Raw genomic sequence first — 16,031 nt, forward strand, 5'->3', positions numbered from 1 at the left:
GTTGCCGAACGACGCCGTCTCCGAGGTGAAACGGTCACCGGTGAGCTGCATACCGTCACCCGAGTCCCCCGCGAACCTGATGACCACCCGGTCCAGGCGACGCACGTCCTTCGCGCCCGCCCCTTCGCGCTGCTCTTCTGCGACTGCTTCGTCGGCCTGCTCCACTGGGCTACTGACCTGGCTGGTCACTGAACTGGACCTCCCTAGAGGACGCTGTCCGGGACAGGCCTTCCCGGAGGCCTTCCCAGGATCAACACTACGACCGCGGGGGTCGCGTTCTTCGGGTCATTCGCATCTTGGACACGACTTCGGTATGGCTATGCGTCCGTCTTTGTCCGGGTTTCCGGACGCGGGGATCGTGAACGTCAGGAGTTCAGATACGTCAGCACGGCCAGGACCCTGCGGTGGTCGCCCTCGCTCGGGGACAGCCCCAGCTTCAGGAAGATGTTGCTGACGTGCTTCTCGACCGCCCCGTCGCTGACCACGAGCTGCCGAGCGACCGCCGAGTTCGTCCGCCCCTCGGCCATCAGCCCCAGCACCTCACGCTCCCTCGGGGTGAGCCCCGCCAGCACGTCCTGCTTGCGGCTGCGCCCCAGCAGCTGCGCGACCACCTCCGGGTCGAGCGCCGTACCACCCTCCGCGACCCGCACCACCGCGTCCACGAACTCCCGTACCTCGGCGACCCGGTCCTTCAGCAGGTAGCCGACACCCCGGCTGGATCCCGCGAGCAGCTCCGTGGCGTAGCGCTCCTCCACGTACTGCGACAGCACCAGCACTCCGAGTCCCGGGTGTGCCTTGCGCAGCTGCACCGCCGCCCGCACCCCCTCGTCGGTGTGCGTCGGCGGCATACGGACGTCGGCCACGACCACGTCCGGCAGCTCGCCCTGCGCGTCCAGCTCCGTGATGGTCTTGATCAGTGCCACGCCGTCACCCACACCGGCGACGACGTCGTGACCCCGGTCGGTCAGCAGCCGGGTCAGGCCCTCTCTGAGCAGCACTGAATCCTCGGCGATGACCACCCGCACCCTGTCCTCCACGATTGTCCGGCCCCCCACAGCCCGATGCCGCCCGTCCGCAGCCCACAACGGCTGCGCGCCCACCCGTGCGACGGGTCCAGCATTTCAGGGTCGGGGGGTGGATGGGGGCAGGAGCGGCTTCTTGTCCTGCGGAACAGGGCCCCTGCGGCTCTCGTCCGGCCGGTCCCTCGGCTTCGCTTCCCGCGCTCCCGTGTCGGATGGCGGGCGGGCGACGGCCGCGGGCCCAGGGGACGGAGCGGCCTGGACAGGTCATCGGCGCGGAACCCCGGCACCGGCCCCCGACGGGAGGTCACCGCACATGAGCTCCCCGCCACGGCAACTCCGCGGTCACCCGGGTCGGGCCACCCGCCGGTGAGTCCACCACCAGGACCCCGTCCACCGCGTCGAGCCGGTCCGCCAGACCCGCCAGGCCTGAGCCCCGGGACACGTCGGCCCCGCCCACGCCGTTGTCCACGACCTGCAGCATCAGCCGGTTCTCCGTCCGCCACACCTCCACACCGGCCCAGGTGGCCCGCGCGTGCTTGCTGATGTTCTGCAGCAGCTCCGACACCGTGAAGTAGGCGATCCCCTCGATCGCCGGTGCCGGCCGCTCCGCCAGGTCGACCTCGATCCGCACCGGGACCGTGCAGCGCGAGGCGACCGAGGACAGGGCCGCGTCCAGGCCGCGGTCGGTCAGGACCGCCGGATGGATGCCGCGCGCCAGGTCCCGCAACTCCTGCAGCGCCGTCTTCACCTCGCCGTGCGCCTCGTCCACCATCCGTGCGGCCGCCCGCGGGTCCTCCTGGAGCTTGTCCTTCGCCAGCCCCAGATCCATGGCCAGCGCCACCAGCCGGGCCTGCGCCCCGTCGTGCAGATCCCGCTCGATCCGCCGCAGATCGGCCGCCGCGGTGTCGACCACCACCCCCCGGTCCGACTCCAGCTCCACCACCCGCGAGGCCAGCCGCGACGGCCCGAGCAGCCCGTGCACCAGCAGCCGGTCCACCATCGTCAGCGCCCGCACGATCCACGGCGCCGCGATCGTGAACAGCAGTCCCACCAGCGCGGTCACCGTGATCTCGAAGGGGTTGTCGAGGCGGATCCCGTGCGTCTCACTGCTGTACAGCTGGAATCCGTCCGCGCCGGCCCCCATCGGGAGCGCCCAGAACCACAGCGGATACGTCAGCAGCCCCCAGCCCAGCAGCCACACGTTCACGGCGACGGCGAACGAGAACACCCCCCAGGGCAGCTGCACCACCGCGTACAGCAGCGCCCGCCACGAGACGCCGCTCTTGAGGACGGCCCCCATCCACGCCATCGCGCCCGGCTTGGCCGTCCGCAGCGGCTCCGGCTCGCCCACCTCCAGGCCCAGCAGCGCCCGCGCCCGCGTCCGCTCCAGAGCCCCGATACCGCGACACCCGGCGAGCGCCGCCGCCAGCACCGGAACGCCGAGGAACGTGACCAGCAGCCCCGCCCCCAGCGACACCATGGTGACCGCGTAGGTGAAGGCCAGGATGCCGACCGGCAGGCTGAGCAGCACATGGGCGAACTCGCGCCAGGTACGGCCCTCGACCGGCGCCCGCAGTGCGGCCGGCAGCCGGTACCGCCGTTCGGTGCTCCCGGGGAACCCGGACCCACCGTCGAGCCCGTACCCCTGTCCGTACTCCGTGGCCATCGGCGCCGTCCTTCTCCTCGTCGTGCGACTGTTGTGCTCCCGTACCTCCACCCTGCTCCGCCGCAGGCCGGCGGACCATGGAGTGCGTCGGCGTCTCGAGCGGGGGGTTTTCCCTACCCCCGGGCCCCGGACCGGTCACGCCACGGCAGTTCCGCGGTGACCGTCGTCGGGCCGCCCTCGGGCGACTCCAGGACGAACAGCCCGTCGACGGCGTCCAGCCGGTCCGCCAGGCCCTTCATCCCCGTACCGCCGTCGAGGCTCGCGCCGCCCACCCCGTCGTCCCCCACCTGAATCAGCAGCCGGGTGTCGGTCCGCCACACCTCCACCGAGGCCGCATTCGCCCTGCTGTGCTTGCTGACGTTCTGCAGCAGCTCCGAGACGGTGAAGTAGGCGATGCCCTCGATGGCCGCGGCCGGCCGCTCCGGCAGGTCGACCGTCACCTTCACCGGGACCGTGCAGCGCGAGGCCACCGAGGACAGGGCCGCGTCCAGACCCCGGTCGGTCAGCACCGCCGGATGGATGCCGCGCGCCAGGTCCCGCAGCTCCTGCAGCGCCAGCTTCACCTCGCCGTGCGCCTCCTCGACCATCGCCGCCGCCGCGTCGGGATCCTCCAGCACCTTCTCCTTCGCCAGGCCGAGCCCCATCGCCAGATTGACCAGCCGGGCCTGCGCCCCGTCGTGCAGATCCCGCTCGATACGCCGGAGATCGGCCGCGGCCGTGTCCACCACGACCCCCCGGTCCGACTCCAGCTCGGCGATCCGCCGCTCCAGCTCGTCCGAGGGTGACAGCAGCGCCCGCACCATGGCCCGGTCGGCATTGGCCAGCCCCCGCGCGATGAACGGCAGCACCGGCCACAGCACGAACAGCGAGGCCAGCGTGACGCCGAAGGTGAGCACGCCCCAGGGCAGCCGGATGAACTCGTACAGCACCGTGCGCCAGCCCACCGGGTCCTTCAGCTGTATCCACAACCGCTGGAAGAAGCCGCCCTCGCCCCACAGCCGCAGCCGGCTCGGCTCCTCGATCCGCACCCCGAGCAGCGCCCGGGCCCGCGCCCGTTCCAGCCTGCCCAGCAGCCGCGCACCCATGAGACCGGCCGCGAGCAGCGGGAATCCGATCACCGTGACGGTCAGTCCGAAACCGATGGACAGCATCGTCACCACATAGGTGAAACCGAGCAGCGCGACCGGAAGGTTCGCCAGCAGGTGCGCGATCTCTTTCCAGGTGTGCCGGTCATAGGCGAGCCGGGCAGGCGGCGGACGGTCGTCCGGCCCGGCGGCCGACCGGGCCGCCGTCGTGCCCGAGGACGGGATGCGTTGGGTCATGTGCGTCAGCCTGCCCGGCGGCGGACGGCTGCGCCATGAGGGGGACCGCCAGGATCGGCTGAGGAAAACCCCACCCCCCGTATGCCCGGCGGTGACGGGCTGCTTACCCTGCCCTTATCAGGGCCTAGACTCCCGTGCGTACAGATCGTCGAACGGCGGCACCCAGCGAGCCGCGGCCTCGTCGAAGGATCCAGGTCCGAAATTCTGAGGGAGCGAGGGACGGACGTGCCGGAACCGACCGTCGTCACCACGACCGTCGTCGCGGCGGACTACTTCCAGTCCTACTCGGTCGTCGGACTGCTCGCCGTGATCGGTGTGCTGTTCGTCGCCGTCGCCTTCGGGGCCGGCCGCCTGCTGCGGCCCGTGGTCCCCACCCCCGAGAAGCTCCTGACGTACGAGTGCGGCGTCGACCCCGTCGGCGAGGGCTGGGCCCACACCCAGGTCCGCTACTACGTGTACGCCTTCCTCTACGTGATCTTCGCCGTCGACTCGATCTTCCTGTTCCCCTGGGCGACCGTCTTCGCCGCCCCCGGCTACGGCGCGACGACCCTGGCCGAGATGTTCGTCTTCCTCGGCTTCCTGGCGGTCGGCCTGCTCTACGCCTACAAGAAGGGCGTCCTGGCATGGACGTGAACCCCTCGGTGTCCGAGCCTGTGTCGCTGCCCGAGCCCAAGCGGCTGGGCGCCCTGGCCCGTCTCGCCCCCGAGCCGATGAAGGTCGTCCTCAACTGGGGCCGCCGCTACTCGCTCTGGGTCTTCAACTTCGGCCTCGCCTGCTGCGCGATCGAGTTCATCGCCGCCTCCATGGCCCGCCACGACTTCATCCGCCTCGGCGTCATCCCGTTCGCCCCGGGCCCCCGCCAGGCCGACCTGATGGTCGTCTCCGGCACGGTCACGGACAAGATGGCCCCGGCCGTGAAGCGCCTCTACGAGCAGATGCCGGAACCGAAGTACGTCATCTCCTTCGGCGCGTGCAGCAACTGCGGCGGCCCCTACTGGGACTCGTACTCCGTCACCAAGGGCGTCGACCAGATCATCCCCGTCGACGTCTACGTCCCGGGCTGCCCGCCCCGCCCCGAGGCGCTGCTCCAGGGCATCCTCAAGCTCCAGGAGAAGATCGCCCGCGAGTCGCTTGGGGAGCGGTACGGCAGCGGTGCCGAGCGCCCCTCGGCTGCGGCGCTGCAGAGCGGACTGGTGCAACCGCCCGCACCGGAGACGGCCCCGGGGGAGGGGCGATGACCGCCGTCGGCTGGCTGCCCGCCACCTCCGAGGAACTCTTCGGCCCGGACGCCACGGCCGAGGAGTCCTACGACGTCCTGACGGTCGACGTTCCCCCGGCAGCCTGGATCACCGCCCTCGAGACCGCCCGCGACCGCCTCGGCTGCACCTACTTCGACTGGCTGAGCGCCGTCGACGAACCGGGCACGGGCTTCCGCGTCACGGCCCACGTCGCCGCGCTCGCTCCCGTCCGACGCCTCCTGCTCCGTACGACGGTGCCGCACGACGCCCCCTCCCTGCCCTCGGCGGTCGACGTCTACGCGGGCGCCGCCTGGCACGAACGCGAGACGTACGAGATGTTCGGCATCATCTTCGAAGGCCACCCGGCGCTCGACCACCTGCTCCTGCCCGAGAACTTCGAAGGCCACCCCCTGCGCAAGGACTTCGTCCTCGCCGCCCGCGTCGCCAAGGCCTGGCCCGGCGCGAAGGAGCCGGGCGAGTCGGACCACGGCGGCCCCAAGCGCCGTCAGATGCTCCCGCCCGGCGTCCCCGACCCCAACGAATGGGGCCCCCTCAAGGGCCAGCTCCCGCCGGCCCCTGCCCGAGGCGCAGGCCGCGCCGCAGGCGAACGCCCGGCCCGAGGCGCCGCACGCCCAGCGGGCGAACGCCCCGTACGACGCACCCGCTCGGCGTCGCAGGGCTCGGCGAGCCAGCCCGCTGCCGGTGCGGAGACTCCGGCAGCGGGAGCGGGTGGCCCGGCTGCCCCGCGTCGTGCACGTTCGGCGTCGGAGGGCTCCGTGAGCCAGTCCGCTGCCCCTGGCGGGACTCCGGCTGCCTCCCGGCGTACGCGTACGGCGGCTGATAGCCCGGCGAGTCGGCCCGTCCCCGGCGAGCCGACTGCTCCGGCCCAGAAGACCGAGCCCGACCGGGGCGACACCACACCGGATACGGCCCCCAGCGCCCCGCGCAGCACGGACGCCCCCTGGCACCACGCCCGTCCGGCTTTCGACGAACCGGCACCCGAACCGTCGCCGGAGGCAGCACAGGCCTCTGCCATCCCAGGCACCTCGGGCTCGGCGGACAAGCAGAAGGCCACGGGCGACGAGCCGCAGGCCGGGGATGACGAGCCGACCGCTACGGACGACGAGCCGCAGGCCACGGATGACGAGCCGCAGGCCTCTGATGACGAGCCGACGGCCACGGACAACAAGCCGCAGGCCACGGACGACAAGGCGCAGCCCAGCGGCCACCCCGTCGGCCCCGGCGACGCCGGGCATCCCGCCGACACCGAGAACCCCACAGGAGGCCCGCAGTGAACGACGTGCTCGACGTCGCCCTGCGACTCCTGGTCGTCTTCGTCGTCTTCCTCACCTTCCCCCTGATCATCGGCCAGACCGAGCACAAGGTCATGGCCCATATGCAGGGCCGCCTCGGCCCCATGTACGCCGGTGGCTTCCACGGCTGGGCCCAGCTGATCGCCGACGGTGTGAAGTTCGCGCAGAAGGAGGACGTCGTCCCCGCGGGCGCCGACCGCCGCATCTTCCAACTGGCCCCCGCCGTCGCCCTCCTGCCCTACCTCCTCGTCCTGCTCGCCATCCCCGTCGGCCCCGGTGAGGGAGCCGTCGGGCAGGTCATCGACGCGGGCGTCTTCTTCGTCCTGGCCGTCATGGGCGTCGGCGTCCTCGGCTCGCTCATGGCCGGCTGGGCGTCCGCGAACAAGTTCTCCCTCCTCGGCGGACTGCGCACCGCAGCCCAGCTCCTCGCCTACGAACTGCCGATGCTCCTGACCGCCGCCTCGGTGGCCATGGCCGCCGGCACCGTCTCCCTCCCCGGCATCCTCGACGCCTTCGAGTGGTGGTGGCTGCCCTGGCAGATCGTCGGCGCGATCGTGTTCTTCGTGGCCGGACTCGCCGAACTCCAGCGGCCGCCCTTCGACATGCCCGTTGCCGACTCGGAGATCATCTTCGGCGCCTACACCGAGTACACGGGCCTCCGTTTCGCTCTCTTCCTCCTCGCCGAGTACGCCGGAATCGTCGTCCTGTGCGCCCTGACCACCGTCCTCTTCCTGGGCGGCTGGCACGGCCCCTGGGGTGCCGACGGCCTCGGCTGGGTCTGGACCCTGCTGAAGACCGCCGTCCTCGCCTTCCTCGTGATCTGGCTGCGCGTCACCTACCCGCGCCTGCGCGAGGACCAGCTCCAAAAGCTCGCCTGGACCCTCCTCGTCCCCCTCTCCCTCGCCCAGATCGCCCTCACCGGCATCGTCAAGGTGGTGATCCGGTAACCATGGCTGCGTCGCTCCCGCCCTCCCGGCCCCGCATCCCCGGCAGTGGCCTCGCCAAGGGCCTGGCCGTCACCCTGCGCACGATGACGAAGAAGTCCGTCACCGCGCAGTACCCCGACGCCCAGCCCGACCTCCCGCCCCGCACCCGCGGTGTGATCGGCCTGTTCGAGGAGAACTGCACGGTTTGCATGCTGTGCGCCCGCGAGTGCCCGGACTGGTGCATCTACATCGACTCCCACAAGGAGACCGTCCCGCCTGCGGCCCCGGGGGGCCGCGAGCGCAGCCGCAACGTCCTCGACCGCTTCGCCATCGACTTCTCCCTGTGCATGTACTGCGGTATCTGCATCGAGGTCTGTCCTTTCGACGCCCTGTTCTGGTCACCTGAGTTCGAGTACGCCGAGACCGACATCCGCGACCTCACTCACGAGCGCGACAAGCTCCGCGAGTGGATGTGGACCGTCCCGGCCCCGCCGGCCCTCGACCCCGGCGCGGAGGAACCGAAGGAACTCGCCGCCGCCCGCAAGGCCGCCGACAAGCTGGCCGCCCAGCAGGCCCCGCCGGCCACCGAACCCCACGCCGACGAGCAGGCCCGCGCCGCCGAACAGCCCACCCGACCCCAGGGCGACTCCAAGCAGCAGACCGACCAGCCGAAGCCGGACCGCCAGGAGCCGGACCGCCAGGAGCCGGTACGTCAGGAGCCGGATCGCCCGAGGCCGACTCGTCCGGAGCCGGGGCACCCGAAGCCAGGTCGCCCCAAGCCCGGTCAGGAGGGCGCGGAATGACGCTCGCCGCACACGCCGCTCTCCTCGCGACCGGCCCGGCCACCGGGGCCGCCGCCGAAACCCGCGGCTTCCTCTCCCCGACCGGCGTCGAGATCGCTTTCCTCCTCGTCGGCCTGGTGACCTTCGGCGCCGCCCTCGTCACCGTCACCACCAGGCAACTGGTGCACGCCGCCCTGTGGCTGGTGGTCACCCTCGGCGGGCTCGCCGTCGAGTACCTCCTGCTCACCGCCGAGTTCATCGCTTGGGTGCAGGTCCTCATCTATGTCGGTTCCGTCGTCGTCCTCCTCCTGTTCGGTCTGATGCTCACCAGGGCCCCCATCGGGCGCTCTCCGGATGCCGACTCCGGCAACCGCTGGGCCGCCCTCGTCGTGGCCGTCGCCGCTGCCGCCGCTCTGGTCTGGGTCGTCGTCGACGCCTTCCGCACGACCTGGATCGACCTGGACGGCGCCGCCGCCGGCTCCACCGAGGCCACCGGCGCGAGCCTCTTCCAGAACTGGGTGCTCCCCTTCGAGGCCCTCTCCGTTCTCCTCCTCGCCGCACTGGTCGGCGCCATCGTCCTGTCCCGCAAGGCGAAGGCGGAGTCGAGCTCTCCCCCCGTGAACGCCCCGGACGCCACCAAGAGTTCCCGGACGGTCACGGAGAGTTCAGGTTCAGGCCGTTCGGAGCGTTCCGCGCAGGAAGGCACCCGCTGATGCACCTCGCCTACCCCGCCGTGCTCTCCGTCCTGCTCTTCTGCACGGGTCTGTACGGAGTCCTGGCCCGTCGCAACGCGATCCTGGTCCTGATGTCGGTCGAGCTCATGCTCAACGCCGTCAACCTGAACCTGGTCGCCTTCGACGTCTGGCTCAGCAAGGCCGCCAGGGAGACCCTGCACTCCGGTCAGGCCCTGACCCTGTTCACCATCGCCATCGCCGCCGCAGAGATCGGCATCGGGCTGGCCATCGTCCTCGCCGTCCACCGCAACCGCGGCACCTCGGACATCGACAAGCTCCGCGACACCGCCGAACGGCACGACCCCGACGACCCCGGCCACGACGTCCGCCCGGCCGAGCAGTCCGACGAGGCCCAGAAGGCTGAGGCCACCGCGTGACCACGACCACCCTCGCCGCACTCGTCCCCCTCCTTCCGTTCCTCGGCGCCGCCGCCGGTCTGCTGCTGGGCCGCACGGCACCCGGCTTCGTCCGGCCCCTCGCCGTCCTGCCGACGCTCACCTCCTTGGTGCTCGCCGCACTGGTCGCCGTACGCCAGGGCGGCGGAGCGGCCGTCGACTCGGCCACGGAACTCACCCCCACCGGCTCGGTCCCGATCGAGCTCGCCCTGCACATCGACGGCTTCGCCGCCCTCGTCGCCGTGCTGGTCGGCCTGGTCGCCTCCTGCGTGCAGATCTACTCGACGGGCTACCTGCGCGACGACCCGCGCTACCCCTCCTACGCCGCCCTCGTCTCGCTGTTCACCTCCGCGATGTTCCTGGTCGTCTACTCCGGCGACCTGATCGTGCTGCTGGTCGGCTGGGAGGTCATGGGCATCTGCTCCTACTTCCTCGTCGGCCACTACTGGGAGACCCCGGAGGCCCGCGCCGCCTCCATCAAGGCCTTCCTCGTCACCAAGCTCGGCGACGTCCCCTTCCTCATCGGGTTGTTCGCCCTCGCCACCGACGCAGGCTCGTTCCGCATCACCCGCATCCTCGGCACCGTCGCGAGCGGCGGGCTCGACAACCCGACGCTCATCGCGTTGCTGCTCCTCGCGGGAGTGGCGGGCAAGTCGGCGCAGTTCCCGCTGCACACCTGGCTCCCCGACGCGATGGCGGGCCCGACCCCCGTCTCCGCCCTGATCCACGCAGCGACGATGGTCGCCGCAGGTGTCTACTTCATCGCCCGTCTCCTCCCGGTCTTCGAGGCCTCCCAGGCCGCGATGGTCGTCCTCGCCGTCATGGCCGCCGTCACGATGACGGGCTCCGCGCTCGCCGCCCTCGCCCAGGACGACATCAAGCGCGTCCTCGCCTACTCGACGATCGGCCAGCTCGGCTACATGACCGGCGCGCTCGCCGTCGGCGACCGCGGGGCCGCCGTCTTCCACCTCCTGTCCCACGGCGCCTTCAAGGCGCTGCTGTTCCTCGCGGCCGGCGTGATCATCCACGCCGCCGGCACCAACTCGCTCGCCGCCATGTCCCGCATGCGGAACCTGCGCGACCGCATCCCCGACGCCTACTGGACGATGACCGTGGCGCTGCTCGCGCTCGCCGCGATCCCGCCGTTCAGCGGCTTCTTCTCCAAGGAGGCCGTCCTCGGCGTCGCCGAGCACGTCGTCACCGGGCACACCGAGCACGCCCCCGCCGCCGCGGGCTGGATCGTCCTCGTCGCCGGCCTGATCACGGCCGTGCTCACCGCCGCCTACGCGATGCGCCTGTGGCTGCTCGCCTTCCGCGGCCGGGGCACCGAAGCCCCCGACCACGGCAGGCAGCCACTGACGATGACCGTCGTGCTGTGGGTCCTCGCCGTGCCGTCCCTGGCCCTCGGCGGGTTCGCGTTCCGCCTGCTGCCCGACTGGTTCGACGGCCGTGACCTCGGCCCGACCCTGACCACCTCCGTGCTCGGCACGGGCGTGGCCCTGGTCGGCGGCATCGTCACCTACGCCGCCTGGCGGCACACCACCGCCCTCGCGGCCCGCGTTCCGCTGGGAGCCGTCGCGGCCCATCCCGAGGGCGACGCCGCCCAGGTCGAGGCGGAAGCCATCGCCACCCATGAGCCGGCCTACGGCGACATCGCCTACGCACCCGACCCCGCCGACCCCGGGCGGCTCCTGCTCGGCCCGCTGCACCGCCACGCGGCCGCCGGCTTCCACCTGGACGCGGTGTACACGGCACTCTTCGTCCGCCCGGTCCAGGCCGGGGCGAGCCTCGTCAGGTTCCTCGACCGCGAGGTCGTCGAGACCTATGTCCGCGGTGCGGGGGAGCTGCCCCGCTGGCTCGGCGCCGCCGCACGGCGTGCCCAGACCGGCAACGTCCAGACCTATGTGAGCGCGCTGCTCGCCGGCACCGTCGTCCTCGCGGTCGCCGCCGTCCTCGTCGCCACGGGAGCGTGAGCAGGCGTGATCGATATCAACGAGTCCGTGATGCAGTTCCTTCTGGCATTCGTCGTCGTCGGCCCGCTCCTCGGCGCCGCCGCGGCTCTGCTGCCCGCCCCGCCCGGACTGAAGGGGAAGTCACCCGAGCAGGCCGTCCTCCGGCACGGTGTCACGGTCACCGGCGCGATCCTCATCGCGGCGATCGTCCTCGCGCTCGGCTTCGACCACGACCAGCCGTCGAAGATGCAGGCCGGCACGGACATCAGCTGGATTCCCGCACTCCACGTACGCATCCACCTCGGCATCGACGGCATCTCCCTCCCCCTCCTGGTCCTGACCGCGCTGCTGACCTTCCTCTGCGCGCTCTACTCGTACTTCAAGCAGCAACATCAGCGGCTGACGCCGCGGGCCGAAGGCCCGGCCCCGAAGGCCTTCGTCGCCCTGCTGCTCGTCCTCGAAGGCGGCACGCTCGCGACCTTCGCCGTCCTCGACCTGGTGCTGTTCTTCCTCGCCTTCGAGATGGTCCTCATCCCGATGTACTTCCTCATCGCCCGCTGGGGCGGGGAGGGTCGGAGCCAGGCCGCCTGGCGATTCATCCTCTACACCCTGCTCGGCTCCGTGGTCATGCTGCTCGGCCTGCTCCTGATCGGGATCAAGGCGGGCACGTTCGACATGATGGCACTGGCCACTGACAACGGCCGGTCACTGAGCACATCCGTGCAGGTCATCGCTGTTTTGGCGATCGGGATCGGGCTCGCGGTGAAGACGCCGATGTGGCCGCTGCACAGCTGGCTGCCCGACGCCCACACCGCCGCGCCGACCGTCGGCTCGGTCCTCCTCGCCGGCGTGCTCCTGAAGATGGGTACGTATGGATTCGTCCGGATCCTGCTCCCCATCGCACCCGACGGGTTCCGCACCTTCGCGCCCTACCTCGCCGCCCTGGCCGTCGTCGGCATCATCTACGGATCCCTGGCCTGTCTGGCCCTGGCCAAGCAAGGCGCGAAGGGCGACCTCAAGCGCCTCGTCGCCTACTCCTCCGTCGGCCACATGGGCTTCGTCCTGCTCGGCATCGCCACCATGACCCCGACCGGCGTGAACGGCGCCCTGTTCGCCAACATCGCCCACGGCCTCATCACCGGCCTGCTCTTCTTCCTGGTGGGCGCGCTGAAGGACCGCACCGGCACCACCGACCTCGACACCCTCGCCGAGGAGACCGGCGCCGCCCTCTACGGCAAGGCCCCGCGCCTCGGCGGCCTGATCGCCTTCGCCGCCGCCGCCTCGCTCGGCCTGCCGGGCCTGGCCGGGTTCTGGGGCGAGATGCTGGCCCTGTTCGGTGCGTTCCGGCCCGCCGAGGGCCTCAGCCGCCCGGCCTTCCTCACCTTCATGGCGATCGGCGCGTTCGGCACGCTGCTGACGGCCGCCTACCTGCTGGTCGTGGTTCGCCGTGTCTGCATGGGCGCCCTGCCCCAGGACGCTCCGACGCTCCCCGACGTCCGTTCCTACGAGTTCGCGGCGTGGACCCCGCTCGTGGCCCTCACCGTCGTCGCGGGCCTGTGGCCCAGAGCCCTCCTCGGCCTGAGCGACCCGGCCGTCCAGCAGCTCCTCGCAGGAGGCACCCGATGAGCTCCCCGGCCCAGCCCCTGGCGGCGTCGCTGGTCCAGTCCGTCGACTGGCTCGCGATCGCGCCGCCCACCATCGTGGCGGTCGTCGCACTCGTCGTCCTGGTGGCCGACCTGTTCGTCGCCGAACACCGCAAGGCCCTGCTCGGCTGGACATCCGTGGCGGGTCTGGCCGCCGCCACGCTGATGCTGCTGCCCCTCCTGGGCGGCGACCGCAGCACCTTCTGCCTGACCGGCGACGCCACCGTGTGCAGCTACACAGCCGACCGCTTCACCCTGGTCATCCAGTTCCTGGTCCTCGGCGGCGCTCTCCTCGCCGCCCTCCTGTCGGTCACCGCCCTGAAGGACGCACGCAAGGACCTCCCCGAAGGGGAGTACTGGTTTCTGCTGCTGTCCTCCGCGGCCGGCGCCGCACTCCTGCCCGCCTCCCGCGACCTCGCGACCCTGATCGTCGCCCTGGAGGTCGCCTCCCTGCCCGCCTTCGCACTGGTCGGCCTCAGGTACGGCGACCGGAAGTCCTCCGAGGCGGCCCTGAAGTTCTTCCTGTCCTCGGTCACCGCGACCGCGGTCAGCCTCTTGGGCATCAGCTTCGTGTACGCCACCACCGGCACCCTCTACCTCACCCAGGTCGCCGACCGCATCCAGCACGTCGACGGGCAGTTCCACACCCTCGCCCAGACCGGCGTCGTCCTCACCCTCGTCGGCTTCGCCTTCAAGACGGCCGCCGTGCCCTTCCACTTCTGGGTGCCCGACACCTATGTGGGGGCACCTCTGCCGATCGCGGCCTACCTGTCGGTCATCGGCAAGGCGGTCGGCTTCAGCGGCCTCATCCTCGTCACGGTCGTGGCCCTCCCGTCGTACGCCGACGTCTGGGGTCCCGCCCTGGCAGCCCTGGCGGCGCTCACCATGACCGTGGGCAACGCCGGAGCCCTGCGCCAGCAAGCCACGCGCGCGTACAGCGCCGTCCGCCTGCTCGCCTGGTCCTCCGTCGGCCAGGCCGGCTACCTCCTGGTGCCGATCGCCGCCGCCGCGTACTCGGGGAACGCCGAGAAGTCGATCGGCTCCACCGTCGCCTACGCCCTGATGTACGGCGCCGTGAACCTCGGCGCCTTCGCGGTTGCCGCCCTCGTGGGCCGCACGCAAACCCTCAACCGAGTCGCCGACTACCGTGGCCTGTACGCCTCCAGCCCGCTGTCCGCGCTGCTCCTGGCGTTCTTCCTGCTCTGCCTCGCCGGACTGCCGCCGGGCATCATCGGTCTCTTCGCCAAGGTCACCGTCTTCTCGGCGGCCGTCGACGCCGGGCTCGGCTGGCTGGCCGTGGTCATGGCCGTCAACGTCGTGATCGCACTGGTCTACTACCTCCAGTGGACGGCCTTGCTGTTCCGCGCCCCCGAGGGTGAACCCGAGAAGCACCGTGTCCCCGGACCGGTCACCGCCGCGATCGCCCTGACCGGCGTCCTCGGTATCGCCCTGTCCGGCGCGCCCCAGCTGGTCCTGCGCTTCACCGACACCGGTCTCTTCTGAACCTCGTTCCGGGTACGGAGGCCCACCGGAAGGACGGCCGCTTACACCGCACGCGTGCGGGGCACCCGCTCCACGCGTGCGTGCCGGTTGATGGCACCGTCACCCGGACGGTCCACACCCGGCGCCGCACGCACCAGGGAACTCGCGCCCGCCGCCTGGCGTTGACCAGTACGGGAGGGTCCACTGGACGTGAGAACGCGGCACCAGTGGCACCGCAGATTCAGCAAGCAAGGGTCCCCTGCCGCACGACTTGGAGGGCGTACCGTGCACCGCCGGCACAACGGGCTCAGGACAGCGATACTCCTGGGAGGACTGTCCGCACTCATCATCGTCATCGGCAGCTTCTTCGGCCGCATGGGGCTCGTCATCGCCGTCCTGGTAGCACTGGCCACCAACGCCTACGCGTACTGGAACAGCGACAAACTCGCCCTACGCGCGATGCGCGCCCGCCCGGTGAGCGAGTTCGAGGCCCCGGCGCTCTACCGCATGGTCCGCGAGCTCTCCACCCAGGCCCGCCAGCCCATGCCGCGCCTGTACATCTCCCCGACGGAGGCACCCAACGCCTTCGCCACAGGCCGCAATCCCCGCAACGCCGCGGTGTGCTGCACCGACGGCATCCTGCGCCTGCTGGACGAGCGCGAACTGCGCGGCGTCATCGGCCACGAGCTCAGCCACGTCTACAACCGCGACATCCTCATCTCGTCGGTCGCCGGCGCCCTCGCCTCCGTCATCATGTTCCTGGTCAACTTCGCCTGGCTGATCCCCATCGGACGCTCGGACGACGACGACGGCCCCGGTCTGCTCGGCATGCTGCTGATCATGCTCCTGGGCCCGCTCGCCGCCTCGCTCATCCAACTCGCCATCAGCCGCTCGCGGGAGTACCAGGCGGACGCCTCGGGTGCCCAGCTCACCGGCGACCCGCTTGCCCTGGCCAACGCCCTGCGCAAGCTCGAACTCGGCACGAAGCAGCTTCCGCTGCCTCCCGAGCCACGCATCGAGACCGCCAGTCACATGATGATCGCGAACCCGTTCCGGCCCGGCCAGGGCCTCTCGAAGATGTTCTCCACACACCCGCCGATGGCGGAACGCATCGCCCGGCTCGAAAAGATGGCAGGTGGGAACCAGTGAGGACCATACTCAACGTCATATGGCTCGTCCTGAGCGGCTTCTGGCTGTTCCTCGCCTACATGCTCGCGGGCCTGCTGCTCTGCATCACCGTCATCGGCATCCCGTTCGGAATCGCGGCCTTCCGCATCGGTGTCTACGCCCTGTGGCCCTTCGGGTATACGACGGTCGAGCGCCGCGACGCGGGCGCGCCATCGTGTGTGGGCAACGTGCTGTGGCTGGTGCTCGCGGGCTGGTGGCTCGCCCTGGGCCACATCGCCACCGGCATCGCCCTGTGCGTCACGATCATCGGCATCCCGCTGGGCATCGCCAACTTCAAGCTCATCCCGGTCTCGTTGCTTCCGCTCGGCCGCGACATCGTGCGGACGAACGAGCCCTTCGCGGTGCGCTGAACGGAGAGTCGCCGCCCT

At 71.1% G+C, this 16,031-nt stretch carries 16 protein-coding genes; 12 read left to right on the forward strand and 4 right to left on the reverse strand.

Translation table 11 applies throughout. The annotated features are described in order from the left end of the window. The 4 genes from ADK65_RS37670 to ADK65_RS31835 all read right to left on the reverse strand — a co-directional run. Positions 1–189 (reverse strand): hypothetical protein (locus tag ADK65_RS37670; RefSeq protein WP_159038853.1); only part of this gene is annotated, 189 nt, incomplete at its 3' end. Between the two features lie 176 nt (positions 190–365). Beyond that, positions 366–1,025 carry a response regulator transcription factor gene (locus ADK65_RS31825; protein ID WP_324614330.1) on the reverse strand — a complete coding sequence of 220 codons (660 nt, stop codon included), beginning with the start codon at positions 1,023–1,025 and terminating at the stop codon, positions 366–368. Positions 1,026–1,326: 301 nt separating this feature from the next. Further along, positions 1,327–2,688, reverse strand: coding sequence for a sensor histidine kinase (locus ADK65_RS31830; protein WP_053674474.1), 1,362 nt, complete (start codon positions 2,686–2,688; stop codon positions 1,327–1,329). Between the two features lie 113 nt (positions 2,689–2,801). Continuing rightward, positions 2,802–4,010 carry a sensor histidine kinase gene (locus tag ADK65_RS31835; protein WP_053674475.1) on the reverse strand — a complete coding sequence of 403 codons (1,209 nt, stop codon included), beginning with the start codon at positions 4,008–4,010 and terminating at the stop codon, positions 2,802–2,804. A gap of 225 nt (positions 4,011–4,235) precedes the next feature. On the opposite strand from ADK65_RS31835, the gene ADK65_RS31840 reads away from it, so the two are divergent. From ADK65_RS31840 to ADK65_RS31895, 12 genes are all read left to right on the forward strand, one after another. Then, entirely contained in the window at positions 4,236–4,643 is a 408-nt protein-coding gene (locus ADK65_RS31840; protein WP_053674476.1) for an NADH-quinone oxidoreductase subunit A, read from the forward strand. Further along, complete coding sequence (locus tag ADK65_RS31845) at positions 4,634–5,248, forward strand: NADH-quinone oxidoreductase subunit B (protein WP_053674477.1); 615 nt, start codon at positions 4,634–4,636, stop codon at positions 5,246–5,248. Before ADK65_RS31840 ends, ADK65_RS31845 begins: the two co-directional genes overlap by 10 nt. Beyond that, positions 5,245–6,543: an NADH-quinone oxidoreductase subunit C gene (locus ADK65_RS31850; RefSeq protein ID WP_078956253.1), complete on the forward strand. Its 1,299-nt coding sequence runs from the start codon at positions 5,245–5,247 to the stop codon at positions 6,541–6,543. The genes ADK65_RS31845 and ADK65_RS31850 overlap by 4 nt, the downstream gene beginning before the upstream one ends. After that, positions 6,540–7,508, forward strand: coding sequence for a complex I subunit 1/NuoH family protein (locus ADK65_RS31855; RefSeq protein WP_053674478.1), 969 nt, complete (start codon positions 6,540–6,542; stop codon positions 7,506–7,508). Before ADK65_RS31850 ends, ADK65_RS31855 begins: the two co-directional genes overlap by 4 nt. Positions 7,509–7,510: 2 nt before the next feature. Beyond that, positions 7,511–8,290: a NuoI/complex I 23 kDa subunit family protein gene (locus ADK65_RS31860; protein ID WP_053674479.1), complete on the forward strand. Its 780-nt coding sequence runs from the start codon at positions 7,511–7,513 to the stop codon at positions 8,288–8,290. Then, positions 8,287–8,982: an NADH-quinone oxidoreductase subunit J gene (locus ADK65_RS31865; protein ID WP_053674480.1), complete on the forward strand. Its 696-nt coding sequence runs from the start codon at positions 8,287–8,289 to the stop codon at positions 8,980–8,982. The genes ADK65_RS31860 and ADK65_RS31865 overlap by 4 nt, the downstream gene beginning before the upstream one ends. Then, a complete protein-coding gene (nuoK, locus tag ADK65_RS31870) occupies positions 8,982–9,380 on the forward strand; it encodes an NADH-quinone oxidoreductase subunit NuoK (protein ID WP_053674481.1) in 399 nt (132 codons plus the stop codon). Before ADK65_RS31865 ends, nuoK begins: the two co-directional genes overlap by 1 nt. Beyond that, positions 9,377–11,371, forward strand: coding sequence for an NADH-quinone oxidoreductase subunit L (locus ADK65_RS31875; RefSeq protein WP_053674482.1), 1,995 nt, complete (start codon positions 9,377–9,379; stop codon positions 11,369–11,371). Before nuoK ends, ADK65_RS31875 begins: the two co-directional genes overlap by 4 nt. Positions 11,372–11,377: 6 nt before the next feature. Then, positions 11,378–12,976, forward strand: coding sequence for a complex I subunit 4 family protein (locus ADK65_RS31880; RefSeq protein WP_053674483.1), 1,599 nt, complete (start codon positions 11,378–11,380; stop codon positions 12,974–12,976). Continuing rightward, complete coding sequence (locus ADK65_RS31885) at positions 12,973–14,496, forward strand: NADH-quinone oxidoreductase subunit N (protein ID WP_053674484.1); 1,524 nt, start codon at positions 12,973–12,975, stop codon at positions 14,494–14,496. The genes ADK65_RS31880 and ADK65_RS31885 overlap by 4 nt, the downstream gene beginning before the upstream one ends. 264 nt (positions 14,497–14,760) lie before the next feature. Next, positions 14,761–15,624, forward strand: coding sequence for a zinc metalloprotease HtpX (htpX, locus tag ADK65_RS31890; protein WP_053674485.1), 864 nt, complete (start codon positions 14,761–14,763; stop codon positions 15,622–15,624). Beyond that, a complete protein-coding gene (locus tag ADK65_RS31895) occupies positions 15,621–16,013 on the forward strand; it encodes a YccF domain-containing protein (RefSeq protein ID WP_053674486.1) in 393 nt (130 codons plus the stop codon). The genes htpX and ADK65_RS31895 overlap by 4 nt, the downstream gene beginning before the upstream one ends. The last annotated feature ends 18 nt before the right edge of the window (positions 16,014–16,031 follow it).

It is taken from the genome of Streptomyces sp. NRRL B-1140 (assembly GCF_001280065.1).
In the GTDB taxonomy this organism is placed as follows: domain Bacteria; phylum Actinomycetota; class Actinomycetes; order Streptomycetales; family Streptomycetaceae; genus Streptomyces.